14 protein-coding genes are annotated in these 15,911 nt (G+C 73.7%); 4 read left to right on the forward strand and 10 right to left on the reverse strand.

Annotated features, from left to right (window positions below; genetic code table 11):
• The first annotated feature begins 50 nt into the window (after positions 1 to 50).
• Positions 51 to 1,394, forward strand: coding sequence for an MFS transporter (locus ABEB17_RS17785; RefSeq protein WP_378226977.1), 1,344 nt, complete (start codon positions 51 to 53; stop codon positions 1,392 to 1,394).
• Here the strand turns inward: ABEB17_RS17785 and ABEB17_RS17790 are convergent.
• On the reverse strand, positions 1,391 to 1,774 hold the full coding sequence (locus ABEB17_RS17790) for a cold-shock protein (protein WP_345718088.1): 384 nt from the start codon (positions 1,772 to 1,774) through the stop codon (positions 1,391 to 1,393). The genes ABEB17_RS17785 and ABEB17_RS17790 overlap by 4 nt on opposite strands.
• Positions 1,775 to 1,888: 114 nt before the next feature.
• Positions 1,889 to 3,349, reverse strand: coding sequence for an ATP-dependent sacrificial sulfur transferase LarE (gene larE, locus ABEB17_RS17795; RefSeq protein ID WP_345718089.1), 1,461 nt, complete (start codon positions 3,347 to 3,349; stop codon positions 1,889 to 1,891).
• A gap of 86 nt (positions 3,350 to 3,435) precedes the next feature.
• On the opposite strand from larE, the gene ABEB17_RS17800 reads away from it, so the two are divergent.
• The gene (locus ABEB17_RS17800) at positions 3,436 to 4,767 is read left to right on the forward strand and encodes an MFS transporter (protein WP_345718090.1); all 1,332 of its coding nucleotides are present in this window, start codon (positions 3,436 to 3,438) and stop codon (positions 4,765 to 4,767) included.
• On the opposite strand, the gene ABEB17_RS17805 is transcribed toward ABEB17_RS17800, so the two are convergent.
• The 7 genes from ABEB17_RS17805 to ABEB17_RS17835 all read right to left on the reverse strand — a co-directional run bounded on the left by ABEB17_RS17805 (position 4,760) and on the right by ABEB17_RS17835 (position 12,510).
• Positions 4,760 to 5,758, reverse strand: a complete 999-nt coding sequence (locus tag ABEB17_RS17805; protein WP_345718091.1) for an aldose 1-epimerase family protein — start codon at positions 5,756 to 5,758, stop codon at positions 4,760 to 4,762. The two genes, ABEB17_RS17800 and ABEB17_RS17805, sit on opposite strands and share 8 nt — an antisense overlap.
• Positions 5,759 to 5,772: 14 nt before the next feature.
• The gene (locus ABEB17_RS17810; protein ID WP_345718092.1) at positions 5,773 to 7,398 is read right to left on the reverse strand and encodes an AMP-binding protein; all 1,626 of its coding nucleotides are present in this window, start codon (positions 7,396 to 7,398) and stop codon (positions 5,773 to 5,775) included.
• 16 nt (positions 7,399 to 7,414) lie between these two features.
• On the reverse strand, positions 7,415 to 8,875 hold the full coding sequence (locus tag ABEB17_RS17815; RefSeq protein ID WP_345718093.1) for an alpha/beta fold hydrolase: 1,461 nt from the start codon (positions 8,873 to 8,875) through the stop codon (positions 7,415 to 7,417).
• Between the two features lie 86 nt (positions 8,876 to 8,961).
• On the reverse strand, positions 8,962 to 9,708 hold the full coding sequence (locus ABEB17_RS17820; RefSeq protein ID WP_345718094.1) for a hypothetical protein: 747 nt from the start codon (positions 9,706 to 9,708) through the stop codon (positions 8,962 to 8,964).
• A gap of 7 nt (positions 9,709 to 9,715) precedes the next feature.
• Complete coding sequence (locus tag ABEB17_RS17825) at positions 9,716 to 10,957, reverse strand: MFS transporter (protein WP_345718095.1); 1,242 nt, start codon at positions 10,955 to 10,957, stop codon at positions 9,716 to 9,718.
• Positions 10,950 to 11,567 (reverse strand): winged helix-turn-helix domain-containing protein, encoded by a 618-nt coding sequence (locus ABEB17_RS17830; protein WP_345718096.1) that lies wholly within the window; start codon positions 11,565 to 11,567, stop codon positions 10,950 to 10,952. Before ABEB17_RS17830 ends, ABEB17_RS17825 begins: the two co-directional genes overlap by 8 nt.
• A 49-nt stretch (positions 11,568 to 11,616) precedes the next feature.
• Positions 11,617 to 12,510: an LLM class flavin-dependent oxidoreductase gene (locus tag ABEB17_RS17835; RefSeq protein WP_345718097.1), complete on the reverse strand. Its 894-nt coding sequence runs from the start codon at positions 12,508 to 12,510 to the stop codon at positions 11,617 to 11,619.
• Between the two features lie 36 nt (positions 12,511 to 12,546).
• Between ABEB17_RS17835 and ABEB17_RS17840 the strand changes: the two genes are divergently transcribed.
• Entirely contained in the window at positions 12,547 to 14,835 is a 2,289-nt protein-coding gene (locus ABEB17_RS17840) for a helicase C-terminal domain-containing protein (RefSeq protein WP_345718098.1), read from the forward strand.
• Between the two features lie 9 nt (positions 14,836 to 14,844).
• Positions 14,845 to 15,405, forward strand: a complete 561-nt coding sequence (locus ABEB17_RS17845) for a hypothetical protein (protein ID WP_345718099.1) — start codon at positions 14,845 to 14,847, stop codon at positions 15,403 to 15,405.
• A 45-nt stretch (positions 15,406 to 15,450) separates the two neighbouring features.
• Here ABEB17_RS17845 and ABEB17_RS17850 read toward each other — a convergent pair whose 3' ends face one another.
• Positions 15,451 to 15,882, reverse strand: coding sequence for a VOC family protein (locus tag ABEB17_RS17850; protein ID WP_345718100.1), 432 nt, complete (start codon positions 15,880 to 15,882; stop codon positions 15,451 to 15,453).
• Positions 15,883 to 15,911: the final 29 nt, after the last annotated feature.

Genomic DNA, 15,911 nt, shown 5'->3' on the forward strand with positions numbered 1-15,911 from the left:
GGACCGAGTGTCTCCTACCCGACGCACGATGGCGAACAAGGCCCGGCAGGATGGGTGACGTGCCACCTGACACCCAGCGCGCCGCCAAGCGGGTCGCGGGTGCCTCGAAGCGGGCCGTCGGGGCGACCGGACGGCGGGTCCGCCGGCTGACCCGGGCCCAGGGGGCCGGCGAGTCGGGCCTGGCCAAGGTCATCGAGCTGCACGGGGTGTCCGCAGCGGGCGACGCCCTCGTGCTGCTCGCGCTGGCCAACACGGTGTTCTTCTCGGTGCCGGTGGGCGAGGCCCGGGGCCGCGTCGCGCTGTACCTGCTCGTGACGATGCTGCCCTTCTCGATCCTGGCGCCCATCCTGGGGCCGCTGCTGGACCGGTACCGGCACGGCCGCCGCTACGCGCTCGCGGTCACCTTCGTGTCGCGGGCCTTCCTGGCCTGGGTGATGGCCGGTGCCGTGGCGGGCGGGAAGGAGGCGTTCGCCCTGTATCCCGCTGCGTTCGGCTACCTGGTCGCGACCAAGGCCTACAGCGTCACCCGGGCGGCGGCCATCCCACGCGTCCAGCCGCGCGGGGTGAGCCTCGTGACGGCAAACTCCCGCGTGCTGCTGGGCGGCATCGTGGCGGTGACCATCGCCACCCCGATCGGCTTCCTGCTCATGCAGGCCGGCCCGGAGTGGGTGCTGCGTTTCGCCTTCGTGGTCTTCGGGGTGGGTACCGGCCTGTCCCTCGCGCTGCCCCGCCGGGTGGACTCGGCGGTCGGCGAGGTCGGCGCGCGGCTGTCCTCGGACGACACGGCCGAGATCCCCGTCGGCTCCCGCACGGCGCGCTGGAACATCGGCCCGCGGGTCGTGCTGGGGCTGCGCGCGGTGGCGACCCTGCGCTGGTTCACCGGCTTCCTGACGTTCTTCCTCGCGTTCGCGTTGCGCACCGACCCGGTGTCGGACTCGCTGCCGCTGCTGGCCTCCATCGGCCTGGTGGTGGGCGCGGCCGGCGTCGGCAACACGATCGGGACGTCGCTGGGCGCACTGCTGCGCCGGCTGCGGCCCGAGCTGGTCGTCACCGCCATGCTCGTGCTGGCCGCGGTCGGCGCGACGGTGGGCGCGCTCTGGTACGGCCTGGTCGCCGTCCTGGTGACCGGGCTGTGCGCCGGACTGGCCGCCGCGCTCGGCAAGCTGTCGCTGGACGCCCTGATCCAGATCGAGGTGCCCGAGGACGTCCGCTCCTCCGCCTTCGCCCGCTCCGAGACCGTGCTGCAGCTGGCCTGGGTGGTCGGCGGTGGGGTGGGGATCGCGTTGCCGGTCAGCGGCGAGTGGGGCCTGGCCGTGGCGGCCGTCGCCCTGCTCGGGTCGCTGGCCGTGACGCTGCGGTCCCTCGTGCGGACGCGCCGTCCGCACCCCGCCTAAGCGTCCAGATCGTCCGCGACGGCCCGCAGCAGCGAGGCGTACTTGGCGCCGGCCGCCTTGTCCGGGTAGCGCCCCCGGCGCAGGCCGTTGCCGATGCCGTCGAGGACCTTGATCAGGTCCTCCACGATGACGCCGAGGTCGTCGGCCGGACGACGGGTGCGGGCCGCCACCGAGGGCGGGGCGTCGAGCAGCTGCACGGACAGCGCCTGCGCGCCGCGGCGTCCCTCGACCACGCTGAACTCGACCTTGGCGCCGCCCTTGACGGCGGTGGTGCCGGACGGCAGCGCCGAGCTGGGCAGGAAGACGTCGCCGCCCTCGTCCGAGCTGATGAACCCGAACCCCTTGGCCGTGTCGAACCACTTGACCTTGCCAGTCGGCACCGTGAACCCCTCGCATCGTGCAGGAAGGGCGTGCCGCCTCGCGAGGAGACCGCACGCCCGAGATCGACATCAGGGTATCGCCCGTGTCCAGCCCGTTCTGACCAGTCGATCTGCTCAGCGATAGCGCTCGGGCGTGGCCAGCAGCTCGTTCATCGATCCGGACCGGAAGCCCTGCGGGTCGATCTCGGCCGACCCGAAGCCGGCAGCGAGCACCGCGGCGACCAGGGCGGCCCCGGCATCGGGGCGCTGGAGCACCGCCGCCAGCGCGGCGGCGTCCAGCTCGATGCGCGCCCGGTCCTGCCCGAGGTCGCGCACCCGCAGGTCCCGGACGTCGACGCCGCCCTCGCGGCACCAGGTGCGCGCGTCGGCCTCGGCCCGGTCGACCCGGGCCAGGCCGGAGGTCGTGATCTGCACGCCGTAGGCGATCCGGCTGGACAGGCAGGCGGCCGCCGGCTTGTCCCAGGTCGGTAGCTCCCAGCGGGCCGCGGCGGCCCGGACCTGCGCCTTCGTGAACCCGGCGTCGCGCAGCGGCGTGAGCGCACCACGCTCGGCGGCGGCGCGGATGCCCGGCCGGAAGCCGGCCAAGGCGTCGTCCGCGTTGGTGCCGGTGGCGACCGCCTCGATGCCGAGCGAGCGGGCGAGCGGACCAACGACGTCGAGCAGCTCGGCCTTGCAGAAGAAGCACCGGTCGCCCGCGTTGGCCCGGTAGCCGTCGCGGGCCATCTCGTCGGTCTGCGGCGTCAGGTGCCGCACGCCGAGGCCGCGCGCGAAGGCGGCTGCGCCATCCAGCTCGCCGTCGGCCAGCGAGCCGCTCACCGCCGTGGCGGCGACGACGTTCGTCGGCCCCAGCGCGCGCACCGCGGCGGCCAGCAGGAACGCCGAGTCCACGCCGCCGGAGAAGGCCACCACCAGGGAGCCCGTCGCCGCCAGCCGCGCGTGCAGGTCGGCCAGCCGCGCGTCCAGGACGTGCGCGTCGAGCCAGACCGGGAACGGCTCGAGGCCGGGCAGGACGACGTCCGCGCCCACCGCGGCCAGCGCCGGCGCGTCGTGCGGGCCGGTGGCGACCGCCACGGCCACCGCGTCGGCGGCGTGCGCACCCGCGACGTCACCGGGGTGGTCGCCGAGGTACACGCTGACGCCGTGCTCGCGCAGCGCGATGCCCTTGTCGGCGGCGAACAGCCGGCCCACGACGACGTCCGCCTGCAGGCCGACCTGCTCGAGGACCAGCCGGACGGCGGGCTCGGGCTTGGCGCTGACCACCACCACCTGCCCGTGCACGGCGCGGACGGCGGCGAAGGCCTCGTGCGCGCCGGGCAGGGCGACGGTGCGTGGTACCCCGATCGCCGGGTAGAGCTCGCGGTAGCGGTCGGCCACCGGGAGCAGCAGCTCGGGCGGCAGGTAGGGCGCGAGCATGTCCTCCATGGGAATCCCGATGGTGGCGGCCAGCGCGGCAGGGTCGATCGAGTAGCCGCTGTCCGGCCCCAGCTCGGCGACCGCGGCCAGCACCGTGGCCACGATGCCCTCGGAGGAGTCGACCAACGTCATGTCCAGGTCGAAGCCGACGGCGAGATCCACCCGGCCACTGTATGTCTCGTCACGCGCGGCCTCGCACGGAGCACCCGGACGGCGCAGGGGGAGGTTTAACGGTTTGGGGAGTGTCGGTGGTCCTTGCGACCATGGACGACATGTCCCCCGCTGTCTCGCCTCGCCCCACCCTGTCCTCGTTCTGGCACGACCTGCCGCGCGAGGGCCGGCTGCTGCTGTCCACCGTCATCGTCGACGCGCTCGGGATCGGCTTCGTCCTGCCCTTCGGCGTCGTCTACCTGCACGAGGTGCGGGACATCGCCCTGCCCACCGTCGGCGTGCTGCTCGCCCTGCCGTCCGCGATCGCGCTGGCGCTGCTCGGCCCGATCGGCACCGTGATCGACCGGTACGGCCCGCGCCGCCTGCAGATGCTGGCGCTGTCGATGAACGTCCTGGGCAGCCTGGTGCTGGCCTTCGCCACCACCCCGGCCGCGGCCGCCCTGGCGTTCACGCTGTTCGGTGCCGGGCAGGCCGTCTTCTGGCCGGCGTCGCAGTCCCTGGTCGCCGCGATCGTCCCGGTGGAGATCCGCCAGCGGTACTACGGCCTGAGCTTTACGGTGCTGAACCTCGGCATCGGCATCGGTGGGCTGGCCTCCGGCCTGTTCGTCTCCGAGGCGCACCCGTGGACCTTCCAGGCGATCTACGTCGCGAACGCGCTGTCGTTCCTCGCGCCGCTGAGCGTGCTGGCCATCCCGCTGCGGCACGTCGGCAACACCGTCGCGCCGCACGAGGACGACGAGGCACCGACGGCGAGCTACCGGGTGGTCCTGCGGCACGGCGTGTTCCGCCGGTTCCTGGTCGTCGTGTTCTTCTCCGCGTTCGTGGGCTACGCCCAGTTCGAGGCGGGGTGGACGGCGTACGCGCGCACCGTGGCGGACGCGTCGACGAAGCTGATCGGCATCGCGTTCGCGGTCAACACCGCCACCATCGTGCTGCTGCAGCTCGTGGTCATCCAGCGCATCGAGGGACACCGGCGCACCCGCGTGCTGATGCTGATGAGCGTCGTCTGGGCACTGTCCTGGTCGCTGATGGGCATCGCGGGGCTGCTGCCCGGCTCGGTCGTCGCGGCCGTCCTGCTCAGCGCCAGCATGGGGGTCTTCGCCCTCGGCGAGACGTTCCAGTCACCGGTCGTGCCGGCGATCACGAACGACCTCGCACCCGAGCACCTGCGCGGTCGCTACAACGCCGTCGGCTCCGGGGTGTTCCAGGTCGCGGCCGTGGTCGGACCGGTCACGGCCGGGTTCCTGCTCGGGCACCACCTGTCGGCGGCCTTCGTGGTGCTGCTGCTCGTCGGCTGCGCGGTCATGGTGGCCATGCTGGGGCGGCTCGAGCGGGTCATCTCGCCCGAGGCGAACGGGGTCGCGGCTGCGCACCCGCTCCCGGCCCAGGAGCTCACCTCGGTCAGCTGAGCGGTGTGATCGGCTGGTCCAGCGCAAGACCCCAGGTGGCGACGTGCTCGTCGCCTGGGGCCAGCCGCACGACACCGACCGCGGCCGGGTCCGGGGCGTTGAAGGCGTCCGGCGGGCAGGTCATCGGCTCGACCGCCAGGCCGCGGCGCCGTTCCGCGCCGTGCAGCGTGTCGCCCGAGAAGACCTGCGCGTAGTCGTACGCCCCGTCGGCCCACATGACCAGCCTCGACGCGCTGGCGGGGCCGGCGAGCCGCACGCGCCAGCGCCCGTCGTCGTCCCGGTCCAGGTCGCCGTACGCCGTGTCCAGCACGCGCTCGCCGATCCGCTGCGGGGTACGCAGGTCGTACGGGGTGCCCTGCACCGGGTACGCGCCGGTGGGGATGCCCCCGTCGTCCGTCTCGAACCAGGTCGCCGCCGGCACGGTGACGCTCAGGTCGTCGACGAGCGCGGTGCCCAACGTCAGGTACGGGTGCGAGCCGGTGCCGTAGAGGCAGTCGGCGGAGCCGACGTTGCGCGCGGACGTCGTCACGCTCAGCCCGTCGTCGTCCAGCGCGTAGGTCACCCGGCAGGCCAGCAGCGTCGGCCAGCCCGGCTGCGGGACGAGCAGGTGCGACCAGGTCACCGAGCTCGCGGTGCGGTCCGCGACGTCCCAGGTGGCCCAGCGCGCCAGCCCGTGGATGGCGTTGCCGGTGCTCGGCTCGGTGATCGCGAGCTGCTGGTCGGCGCCGTCGAGCGGGTAGCGGCCGCCGGCGATCCGGTTGGGCCACGGCACCAGCGTCTGACCGCGGCCACCCGAGGGCCGGTCGTGCTCGCCGAAGCCGTCGACGACGTCGCGCCCGGCCAGCCGCAGCGTGCGCAGCCCGGCCGCGACGGACACGGTCCACGCCTCGTGGTCGCCGTGCGCGATGCGCACCTGGGTCGCCGTGGGAGGCAGCGGGGTCGGCGGGGTCGGCGGGGTCGGCGAGGAACCGGTGGCGTCGTCAGTGGTCACGCGCGCATTCTGCATCACGTCGGCAGGCCGAGGATCTCGACCGCCGCCTCGCGCATCTCCACCTTGCGGATCTTGCCCGTCACCGTCATCGGGAAGCCGTCCACCACGTGCACGTAGCGGGGCACCTTGTAGTGCGCGATCTTGCCGGCGCAGAAGGCGCGCACGGCCTCGGCGTCCAGCGGCTCGGCGTCCGGCTTCAGCACGATCCAGGCCATCAGCTCCTCGCCGTACTTCTCGTCCGGCACCCCGACCACCGAGACGTCGGCGATGTCCGGGTGGCCGTACAGGAACTCCTCGACCTCACGGGGGTAGACGTTCTCGCCCCCACGGATCACCAGGTCCTTGATCCGGCCGACGATGTTGACGTAGCCGTCGCCGTCCATCGTCGCCAGGTCACCGGTGTGCATCCAGCGCGCCGCGTCGATCGCCTCGGCGGTCTTCTCCGGCTCGTCCCAGTAGCCCAGCATCACGGTGTGCCCACGGGTGCACAGCTCGCCCGGCTCACCGCGCCGCACGGTCAGGCCCGTCGCCGGGTCGACCACCTTGGACTCCAGGTGCGGCATGGTCCGCCCGACCGTCTCGGTGCGACGGGCCAGGTCGTCGTCCGAGCGGGTCATGGTGGACACCGGCGAGGTCTCCGTCATGCCGTAGCAGATGGCCACCTCGGCCATGTGCATCTCGGCGACCACCCGCTTCATCACCTCGACGGGGCAAGGCGAGCCGGCCATGATCCCGGTGCGCAGGGACGTCAGGTCGTAGTCGGCGAAGTCGGCCAGGCCGAGCTCGCCGATGAACATGGTCGGGACGCCGTACAGCGAGGTGCACTGCTCGTCCTGCACCGCCGCCAGCGTCGCGGCCGGGTCGAACGACGGCGCCGGGATCACCATGCAGGCACCGTGCGAGGTGGCCGCCAGGTTGCCCATCACCATGCCGAAGCAGTGGTAGAAGGGCACCGGGATGCAGATCCGGTCGAGCTCGCTGTAGTGCACGAGCTCCCCGACGAAGAACCCGTTGTTCAGGATGTTGTGGTGGCTCAGCGTGGCGCCCTTGGGGAAGCCCGTGGTGCCCGACGTGTACTGGATGTTGATCGGGTCGTCGGCGCCGAGCAGCGCCTCCCGCTCGTGCAACCGGACGTGGTCGACCCGGCTGCCGTTGGCCACCAGGTCCGTCCAGGACTGCTCGCCGATGTAGACGACGTCACTCAGCCCCGGGCAGTCCCCGCGCACCTGCTCGACCATGCCGCGGTAGTCCGAGGTCTTGTGCTGCACCGCGCTGACCAGCAGCCGCAGCCCGGACTGGTTGATCACGTAGGCCAGCTCGTGGCTGCGGTAGGCCGGGTTGACGTTGACCAGGACCGCGCCGATCTTGGCCGTCGCGTACTGCAGCAGCACCCACTCCGCGCAGTTCGGGCTCCAGATGCCCACCCGCTCGCCCTTCGCGATGCCGAGCTCGAGCAGCCCGAGCGCGAGCTCGTCGACCTCGACGTCCAGCTCGCTGTACGTCCAGCGCCGGTGCGTCGGCACGTCCACCAGAGCCTCGCGGTCACCCCAGCGGGCCACCGTGCGCTCCAGGTTCGCCCCGATCGTCTCGCCCAGCAGTGGGGTGTCCGAGATGGCTGAGGTGTACGACGGCGCGGTCATGGGCCCATCCTGGCCCTCAACCCAGGAAGTCGGCCACCACTGCGCGCGCCGAGGCTGGTCCGCGGGTCTGGACGCCGTGGCCCGCGCCGGGGACGACGACCAGCCGCGACCCTGGCAGGTCGGCCTGCGCCCGGTGCGCCCAGGCCAGGGGCGTGGACAGGTCGCGCGAGCCGTGCAGCAGCAGCGCGCGCACGCCGCGCAGCTCGAGCGACGCGGGCTGCGGGTCGGCGACCTTCGGCCACAGCTCGCAGGTGCGCAGCTCGCCGTTGCCGCGCGCGGTCTGCGCGTCGAAGGGAAACAGCTGGGACGACGAGAGCCGGGCCACCGCGCGGTCCGCGGCCTGGGCCCGGCTCGCCGGGGCGGCGTCCGCGCCGCCCCACGGGAAGTCGAGGTCCAGGCACAGAGTGCTGGCGTGCAGGCCCTGGCTGAGCTGGTCCGCCGGGCCGGCGCTGGCGTCCTGCCAGTGGTGGACCAGCGTGCGCAACGCCTCGGGCTCGCCCGCGGCCGCGGCGTGCAGCGCCGCGAGCAGGCCGGTGAAGTCCGGGTCGACCACCGACATCAGGGAGACGACGTCCAGCAGGGCGGGGCCGAGCCGGTACCGCGCGACGACCGTGGACAGGTCCTGGGCCGGGTCGCCGGCGCAGTGCTCAGCGGCGCACACGTCACGCAGCACGGCGGCGACGTCCGGGAAGGACTCGACGTTCGTGCCGGAGAACGCGTCCACCGGCACCACGGAGTCCAGCACCAGCCGGTCGACGTGGGCCTGGTGCGCGGCGGCGTACCGCTGGGCGACGTAGGTGCCGTACGAGACGCCGTCGATCGACCACCGGTCCACCCCGATCGCGGCCCGTAGCTGCTCCAGGTCGGCGACCGTGTCGGTGGTCCCGTAGTGCGCGGCGTCCGCGCCGATCGCCGAGCCGCACTCGGTGACCGCCTGGTCGGTCGGCACCTCGAGGTCCGCGTAGCCGACCTGCTCCTGCAGCAGGGGGCAGACCAGCGCGTTCGCCCCCGTCCCGCGCTGGTCGACGAGCACGACGCGATGATGCTGAGCGATCTCGCCGAGCGACGCGATGATCCGCGGCGCGAACGGGACGCCGGGTTGCCCCGGGCCTCCGGTCAGGAAGAGCAGCGTGCGGTCGGCAGACCGGTCCCCGCCCTCGGCGACCTCGAGCGTGAGGGTGCGGCCAGCCTGACCAGCTGGGTCAGCCGGATGGTCGTGGTCGAGCGGGACGACGAGGGACCCGCAGAGCAGCGACGCGAGCTCCGTGCCGGCGCACGACCGCCAACCGGACCAGCCGGGCCCGCCCGGCCCGGTCGCCCCTGCTCCCGCTGCCGCCGCAGTCGTCGCTGCGCTCGAGGCTGCCCCGCGTGGTCCTGCCCCCGTGCACGAGCAGGTCAGCAGCGCGAGGCCCAGGAGCGCTGCCCCGACCTGCCGTCGCCGACGACCACCCACCTCGACCTCCTCGCCGCCGTCCATCGGACCAGACGGAGGCAAGGAGCGAGGTCACGCGGGTGTCTCGATGTCGTACCGTTCGGCAGCTGCGGAGCAGGTCTGCCGTGGGCTCAGCGGACCGTGACGCAGTCGACCGGGCTGACGGCGTCGTCCGTCGTGGCGGTGCCGACGGCGACCAGACGCCAGCAGCCGGTGACGCGCTGGCGGACGGTGCCCGCGACCTTGCCGGCGGAGCTGGGCGTCAGGGTGCGGTAGGTCTTCCAGGCGCCCTTCGTCTTGAACTGCAGCTGCACCGGGGTCACCCAGCCGTGGTACTTCGCGTCCGCGAAGCTCGCCCGCTGCAGGGTCGCGCTCGTGGTCACTGCCGCGCCGGCCGCGATCGGCTCGGGGCCGCTGTTGGCGCCCAGGAAGCGCGAGGCCCGCAGGATGTACTGGTAGTCGACCGCCGTGTCCTTGCCGTCGTTCGGTCCGGTCGCCGTGTAGGTCAGCTTCCAGCGACCGGCGCAGCCGTTGTCGCCGTAGCCCTGGAAGTCCTTGGCGACGATCGACACCCTGGAGCCGAACTCCGTGATGGACGGGTCGTCCTGCGACGGGCCGAGGTTCTCCAGGGTGTCCGTGAAGCCGGCGCACAGCCCTGCGGTCGCGCGCTCCCCGACCACCGTGACCGCGGTGGTGCCACGGACGGCGGCGACGGACAGCGAGTCGTGCGCCTGTGTGATGCCGAGCACCACGACGTCCGTGGTGAAGGTGTCGACGATCTCGGTGGCGACGGAGGCGTGCGCGGTCAGGGGTCCGAACGCCACGCAGGCGGTGGCACCGACGACGGCCAGCGCGACGGTGGAACGGCGGAAGAACATGGGGCTCCTAGGCGAGGGGCTGCGGGTGTGTCGGTTCAACCTCGGCAGTTCCGGGCCCGACCCTGAGCCCGGGGACCGGTTCGCGCAGCCGGACGGCGGCGTACAGGGCACCCAGCAGGTTGCCGACCGCCATGAACAGCAGCAGCCAGCGGTAGTCGACGACGGCCACCAGGGCCGCCCCGACGAGGATCGACACCAGCTGCGGGCCGCCGGTGAGGAACTCGAACGCGGTGAACACGCGGCCCTGCACCGGTCCCGGGGTGCGGCGCTGCAGCGCGGTGACGATCGCGACCACGACGATCGGCAACCCGGCGCCGAGCAGGAACGACCCGGCCGCGACGACGGGCAGCAGGTCGCTGACCGGCAGCAGGCAGCCCACCCCGATGAGCGCGAGCCCGACCGGGACGAGGCGCAGCTCGCCCACCCTGCTGATCAGCACGGTCACCGCGATGCCTCCCAGCACCGCTCCCGCGCCCTGCACAGCGGCCAGCACGCCGATGAAGGAGACCGGTCGACCCAGGCCCTGGTCGACGACGGCGAAGAACACGCTCTCGCCGAACCCGATCGCCAGCATGCAGATCACCGTGGCCACGACGAGCGCCCGCAGCACCGGGTGCGTGAAGAGGTGGCGCGCCCCGGCGGTCGCCTCGTGCAGCACGTGGTGCTCGTGCGGCTCGGGCTTGGGCTCGGCGACCCGCATCAGGGCCAGCGCGAGCGCCGAGACCAGGAAGGTCGCGGCGTCCAGGACGGCGACCGCGTGCCCGCCGAACCCGGCGAACAGCGCCGCCCCGGTCAGCGGGCCGACCAGCCGCAGCGCCTCGCGCACCGTCCCGAGGCTGCCGTTGGCCGGGCCCAGCAGCTGCTCGGGCAGCATCGTGGTCAGCAGCGCGGCGCGCGCCGACTGGAACAGCACCAGGGACGCGCCGTACAGGAAGCCGACGACGTACAGCAGCCACAGGTCGCCCTCGTCGTGGACGAGCAACAGCGTCAGCACGACCGCGGCCGTCGCGACGTCCACCGCGATCATCAGGGGGCGCCGGGGCAGCCGGTCGATGACGATCCCGCCGAGCGGGGCGAGCAGCGTCGGCACGATCACGGCGGCCAGCACGGTGCCGGCCGCCGAGTTCGAACCGGTGAGCTGCTTGGCCCACATGGCCAGGACCAGCAGCATCGCCGTGTCGCCGAACATCGACAGCGTCTGCCCCACCAGCAGCAGCCGCAGGTTGCGGTCCTTCAGCAGCTCACGCATCGCTGTCGTCCATTCCGGGCTCCAGTCCGTCCGCGCGCGGGAAGCCGAGCGCGGCCAGGTGCACCAGGCGCGCCCCGGCGGGCCGCTGGGAGGGGTCGGTGATCCGGTCGAGGTAGCGCGACATGACCGCGAGCAGGTCGGCCTGGATCTCGGCGAGCTCGGCCACGGTCAGGTACGCGTTGCCGGTGAGGTCCAGCGCCGCCTCCGTCCACTGCGGCCCGAACGCCGCGGCGACCTCGGCGTACTCGCGGTGCAGCTCGGCAGTGCGCTCCCGGAAGCGCTCGCTGAGCGCCGCCCCCGCGGCCCGCGCCGCGACGTCCGAGTCCTGCGCCGGAGACCACTGGTGCGAGACCGACGTCATCTGCCACGGCCGGTTGCGCCCGGTGCCACCGGGCGCCTCCTCGACGTACCCGTACTTGGCCAGCTGGCGTAGGTGGAACGAGCAGGACGACGGCGACTCGCCGACCAGCGCAGCGCACTGGCTCGCGGTCAGCGGGCCGCGCAGGCTGACCAGTTCGAGCAGCTTCAGCCGGACGGGGTGAGCCAGCGCTCGCAGCGTCTGGGCCCCGGACAGGACGCGCACCGGCTGCGGCTCGCGGGACTCGGGCATGCGTCGAAAGTACTCTTTCGAAAGAGTGCTTTCAATACCCCCGACCGTTTCAGGCGTTCGGGGCGATCGCCTCCAGCACCCGGACGTCGCCGGCGTAGATCCCGGCCTCGCGCGGCCAGTGCGTCACCACGTCCGTGAACCCCAGCTCAGCAGCCCGACCGACCGCGTCCGCGAACGCGTCCGCGGAGGACAGCGAGAACACGGCGCCGGAGTCCAGGTTCAGGTAGCGCCCCATGGCGACGGGGTCGCGACCCGCCTCTCCCGCGGCGTCCTCGAACCGGCCCACCAGCCCCGCGACCCCGCGCCACCAGGCGTCCTGGTCGTCCGCGCCGTCCGAGCTGGCGGGCGCCCCGGTCGTCGCCCAGGCATCCCCGCGCCGGGCCGCCACGGCGATCCCCTTCGGACCGTTGGCCGCGACCACGAACGGCATCCGCGGCCGCTCGACGCTGCCCGGCACCATCCGCGCCTCGACCGCGCTGAACCACTCGCCGCGCCACGTCGTCGACGGCTGGGTGAGCAGCAGGTCCAGCAGCTGCACGAACTCCTCCAGCCGCCGCACCCTGGCGCCCGGCGAGGGCGCCTCGACGCCCAGCACCGCGGCGTCCCACCCGCTGCCACCCGCGCCGACCCCGAGCAGGAAGCGGCCGCCGCTGACGTCGTCCAGGCTCATCAGGTCCTTGGCGAAGGGCACCGGGTGGCGGTAGTTCGGCGACGCCACCCACGTGCCGAGGCGGATCCGCTCGGTCACCAGGGCCGCCGCGGTGAGCGTCGGCACGGTGGCGAACCAGGGCTCGTCGGCCAGTGACTGCCAGGCCAGGTGGTCGTAGGTCCAGGCGTGCGCGAACCCCATCTGCTCGACCGCTCGCCAGCGGGCCGCCGCCTCGGCCCAGCGCTGCTGCGGGAGAACGACGACGCCGATGTTCGGACCAGCTGATGCAGCCATGAGCCCACCGTAGAGGGGGCGCGTAACGTAGAGCGGATGGCTACTCGACCGGCTGCGGCACCACGCAGTCTCGCCGACGAGCTGCGGTCGTGGGACGACGCGCGGCTCGTCGCCCTGCTGCGCGCCCGCCCGGACGTGATGACCCCGCTGCCGAACGACCTGACGACCGTGGCCGCCCGCTGCACGACCCGGGCCAGCGTGCACCGGGTGCTCGACAGCCTGGACACCTTCGAGCTGCAGGTCCTTGACGCGCTCGCGGCGCTGCCCGACCCGGCCAGTCGCACGGACGTGGCGCGGCTGCTCGGCGTCCGGCCGACGAGCCTGGCCGCGACGCTGGACCGGCTGCGGGACCTCGCCCTGGTCTGGGGTCGGGATGCCGCGCTGCGACTGGTGCTGACCGTGCGGGACACGCTCGGACCGTTCCCCGCCGGCCTGGGGCCGCCCTCACCGACCGCCCCCGACGGCGCCGAGGTGGACGCGCTGCTCGCCCAGGCACCCGAAGGGGCGCGGGAGGTCCTGGACCGGCTGGTCTGGCAGTCGCCCGTAGGTGCCGTGCGGGGCGCGGACCGGCCGACCAGCCGGACGACGGCCCGGTCGCCGGTGGAGTGGTTACTGGCCCACCGCCTGCTCGCGGTGCTGGACCCGGACCACGTCGTGCTGCCCCGCGAGGTCGGCCTGCACCTGCGAGGCGGACGGGTGCACCGCGACGTCCAGCCGGAGCCACCCGCCATCGCGGCGAGCGAGCGGGCCCCGCGGTTGGTCGACGCCGCGGCCGGTGGGGCGGCCAGCGACCTGCTCCGGCTGGTCGCCGAGCTCGGTGAGCTCTGGGGGGTGACGCCGCCGCCGGTGCTGCGCTCCGGTGGCCTCGGCGTCCGCGACCTGCGCCGGACGGCGGCCGCGTTGGACCTCCCCGAGCCGGCCGCAGCGGTCGTCATCGAGCTGGCGTACGCGGCGGGGCTCGTCGCGGACGACGGCCAGGTCGGCGCGTCGTGGGCGCCGACCCCGGCTTACGACGCGTGGACGTCGGAGCCGCCGGCCGGACGGTGGCGCCGGATCGCCGGAGCGTGGCTGGGCATGTCGCGGGTCCCGGAGCTGGTCGGCCAGCGCGACGACCGCGACACCGTGCGCGCGGCCCTGTCCGCCGACGTGGACCGGGCGCCGGCAGCGAGCGTGCGGCAGAGCGTGCTCGCCGTGCTCGCCGAGCTTCCCACGGGTAGCGCGCCGGACGTGGAGACCCTGCTGAGCCGGCTGCGGTGGCGGCGGCCTCGACGGACCGGTTCGTTGGCCGAGCAGCTCGCCCGCTGGACCGTGCAGGAAGCCGAGCTGCTGGGCGTGACCGGCCGGGGCGCGCTCAGCGCGGCGGGTCGCGCCCTGCTGGCGGGTGACGACGACGAGGTCGAGCAGGTGGTCGCCGCGCTGCTGCCGGCCCCGGTCGACCACGTGCTGCTGCAGGCCGACCTCACCGCGGTGGCTCCGGGTCCGCTCGAGGTCGACCTCGGCCGCCTGATGCACCTGGCCGCAGACGTCGAGTCCCGCGGCGGCGCGACCGTCTACCGGTTCACCCCGGACAGCGTGCGCCGAGCCCTGGACAGCGGCTGGGCCGCGGAGCAGCTGCTCGCCGAGCTGGGCGAGGCCAGCCGGACGCCGGTGCCCCAACCCCTGGAGTACCTGGTGCGCGACGTCGCCCGTCGGCACGGCCGGATCCGGGTCGGCGCCGCGAAGTCCTTCGTGCGCAGTGACGACGAGAGCGTGCTGCGCGAGCTGATGGCCGACCGGCGGGCGGCCCCGCTGTCCTTGCGCGCGCTGGCACCCAGTGTCCTGGCGGCCCAGGCGGAGCCGGCGACCGTCCTGCAGGTCCTGCGGTCCATGGGCCTGGCCCCGGCGGCCGAGTCCGCGACCGGCGAGGTGGTGGTGCGTCGTCCGGACGCCCGCCGCACCCCGCTGCGCCAGCCCCCAGCCCCCACCCGCGGCGAGGTCACCCCCGCCGCCGACCCGCTGCTGCAGGCCGTGGTCCGGGCGCTGCGCTCGGCGGCGCCGCCCGCACCCGCGCCAGCCGGTCCGGCCCTGGCCCCGACCGAGCCGACGCACACGCTCGCCGTGCTGCGCGAGGCGATCGAGCGCCGGCAAAGGGTGTGGATCGGCTACGCCGACGGCACCGGCCGGGTGGAGCGCCGCGTCGTCGAACCCCTCAGCGTCGAGGGCGGGCGGGTGACGGCGTTCGACCACAGCCGCGAGGAGGTCCGCTCGTTCTCGGTGCACCGGGTGACAGGGGTCGCGCCGGCGTCGGTCGACGAATCCAGGCCCGGAGGTCACCCCGATCGCTAGGGTGACGACGTGCCTGACGAGACGACGCCGGTGCCCGGCGAGAGCCACGACGACAACCGCGACGACAACCGCGACGACAACCCGTACGCGCCGCCCGCCCCACAGCAGCCGGCTGCACCGCAGCCACCCCCTGCACCCCAGCCGCCGCCGCCGTACGGACAGCCCCCGGCCTACGGCCAGCCGCCCACGTACGGACAGCCACCTGCGTACGGACAGCCTCCTGCCTACGGCCAGCCGCCGCAGTACGGCCAGCCGCCGGCCTATGGCCAGCAGTACGGCCAGCAGCAGTACGCGAGCTACGCGACGACGCCGGGTAAGGCCATCGGCGTCCTGATCTGCGGGATCGCCTCGATCGTCCTGTCCTTCTTCTGCGGCGTCGGCGTCATCCCCGGCATCGTGGCCGTGGTGCTCGCCGGAGGCGCGAAGCGGGAGATCGAGGAGTCGGGCGGCCGCTTCGTCGGCGCCGGGGTGGTGACCGCCGGACGCATCTGCGCGATCGTCGGCATCGTGCTGAGCGTGCTCTTCGTCGGCCTCATCGTGGGCCTAGGCAGCATGGGGAACATGAGCTGACGTCGGCGGCCCCAGCCACGGCCCGTTACGTCACGTCACGTCACGTCACGTCACGCAGAACTCGTTGCCCTCCACGTCCTGCATGACCAGCCAGCGCGAGCCCATCCCCTCGCGCCACTCGACGCGACTCGCGCCGATCGACTCGAGCCGTTCGGCCTCGGCGAGCACGGCCGCGTCGGCGACCTCGCGGTCGTCACCCCGCGCGCTGACCCGGATGTCGAGGTGGACCCTGTTCTTGACGGTCTTGCCCTCGGGCACCTTCTGGATGAAGAGCCGTGGGCCCGATCCGTCGGGGTCGACGACGGCGTCGGCGGAGTCCCACAGCGCTTCGGGCACACCGAACGCCTCCAAGGCTTGGGGCCACGTGTCGAACCCTTCCGGCGGCGACTCCCGGACGTACCCGAGAGCCGAGGCCCAGAAGTCACCCACCTTCGCGGGCTCGGCGGCGTCGAAGACGATCTGCACTGTTCGCGACATGAGGGGCACGCTGCCAGACGGCACCGACA

This window comes from Angustibacter luteus, from assembly GCF_039541115.1.
Lineage (GTDB): Bacteria > Actinomycetota > Actinomycetes > Actinomycetales > Angustibacteraceae > Angustibacter > Angustibacter luteus.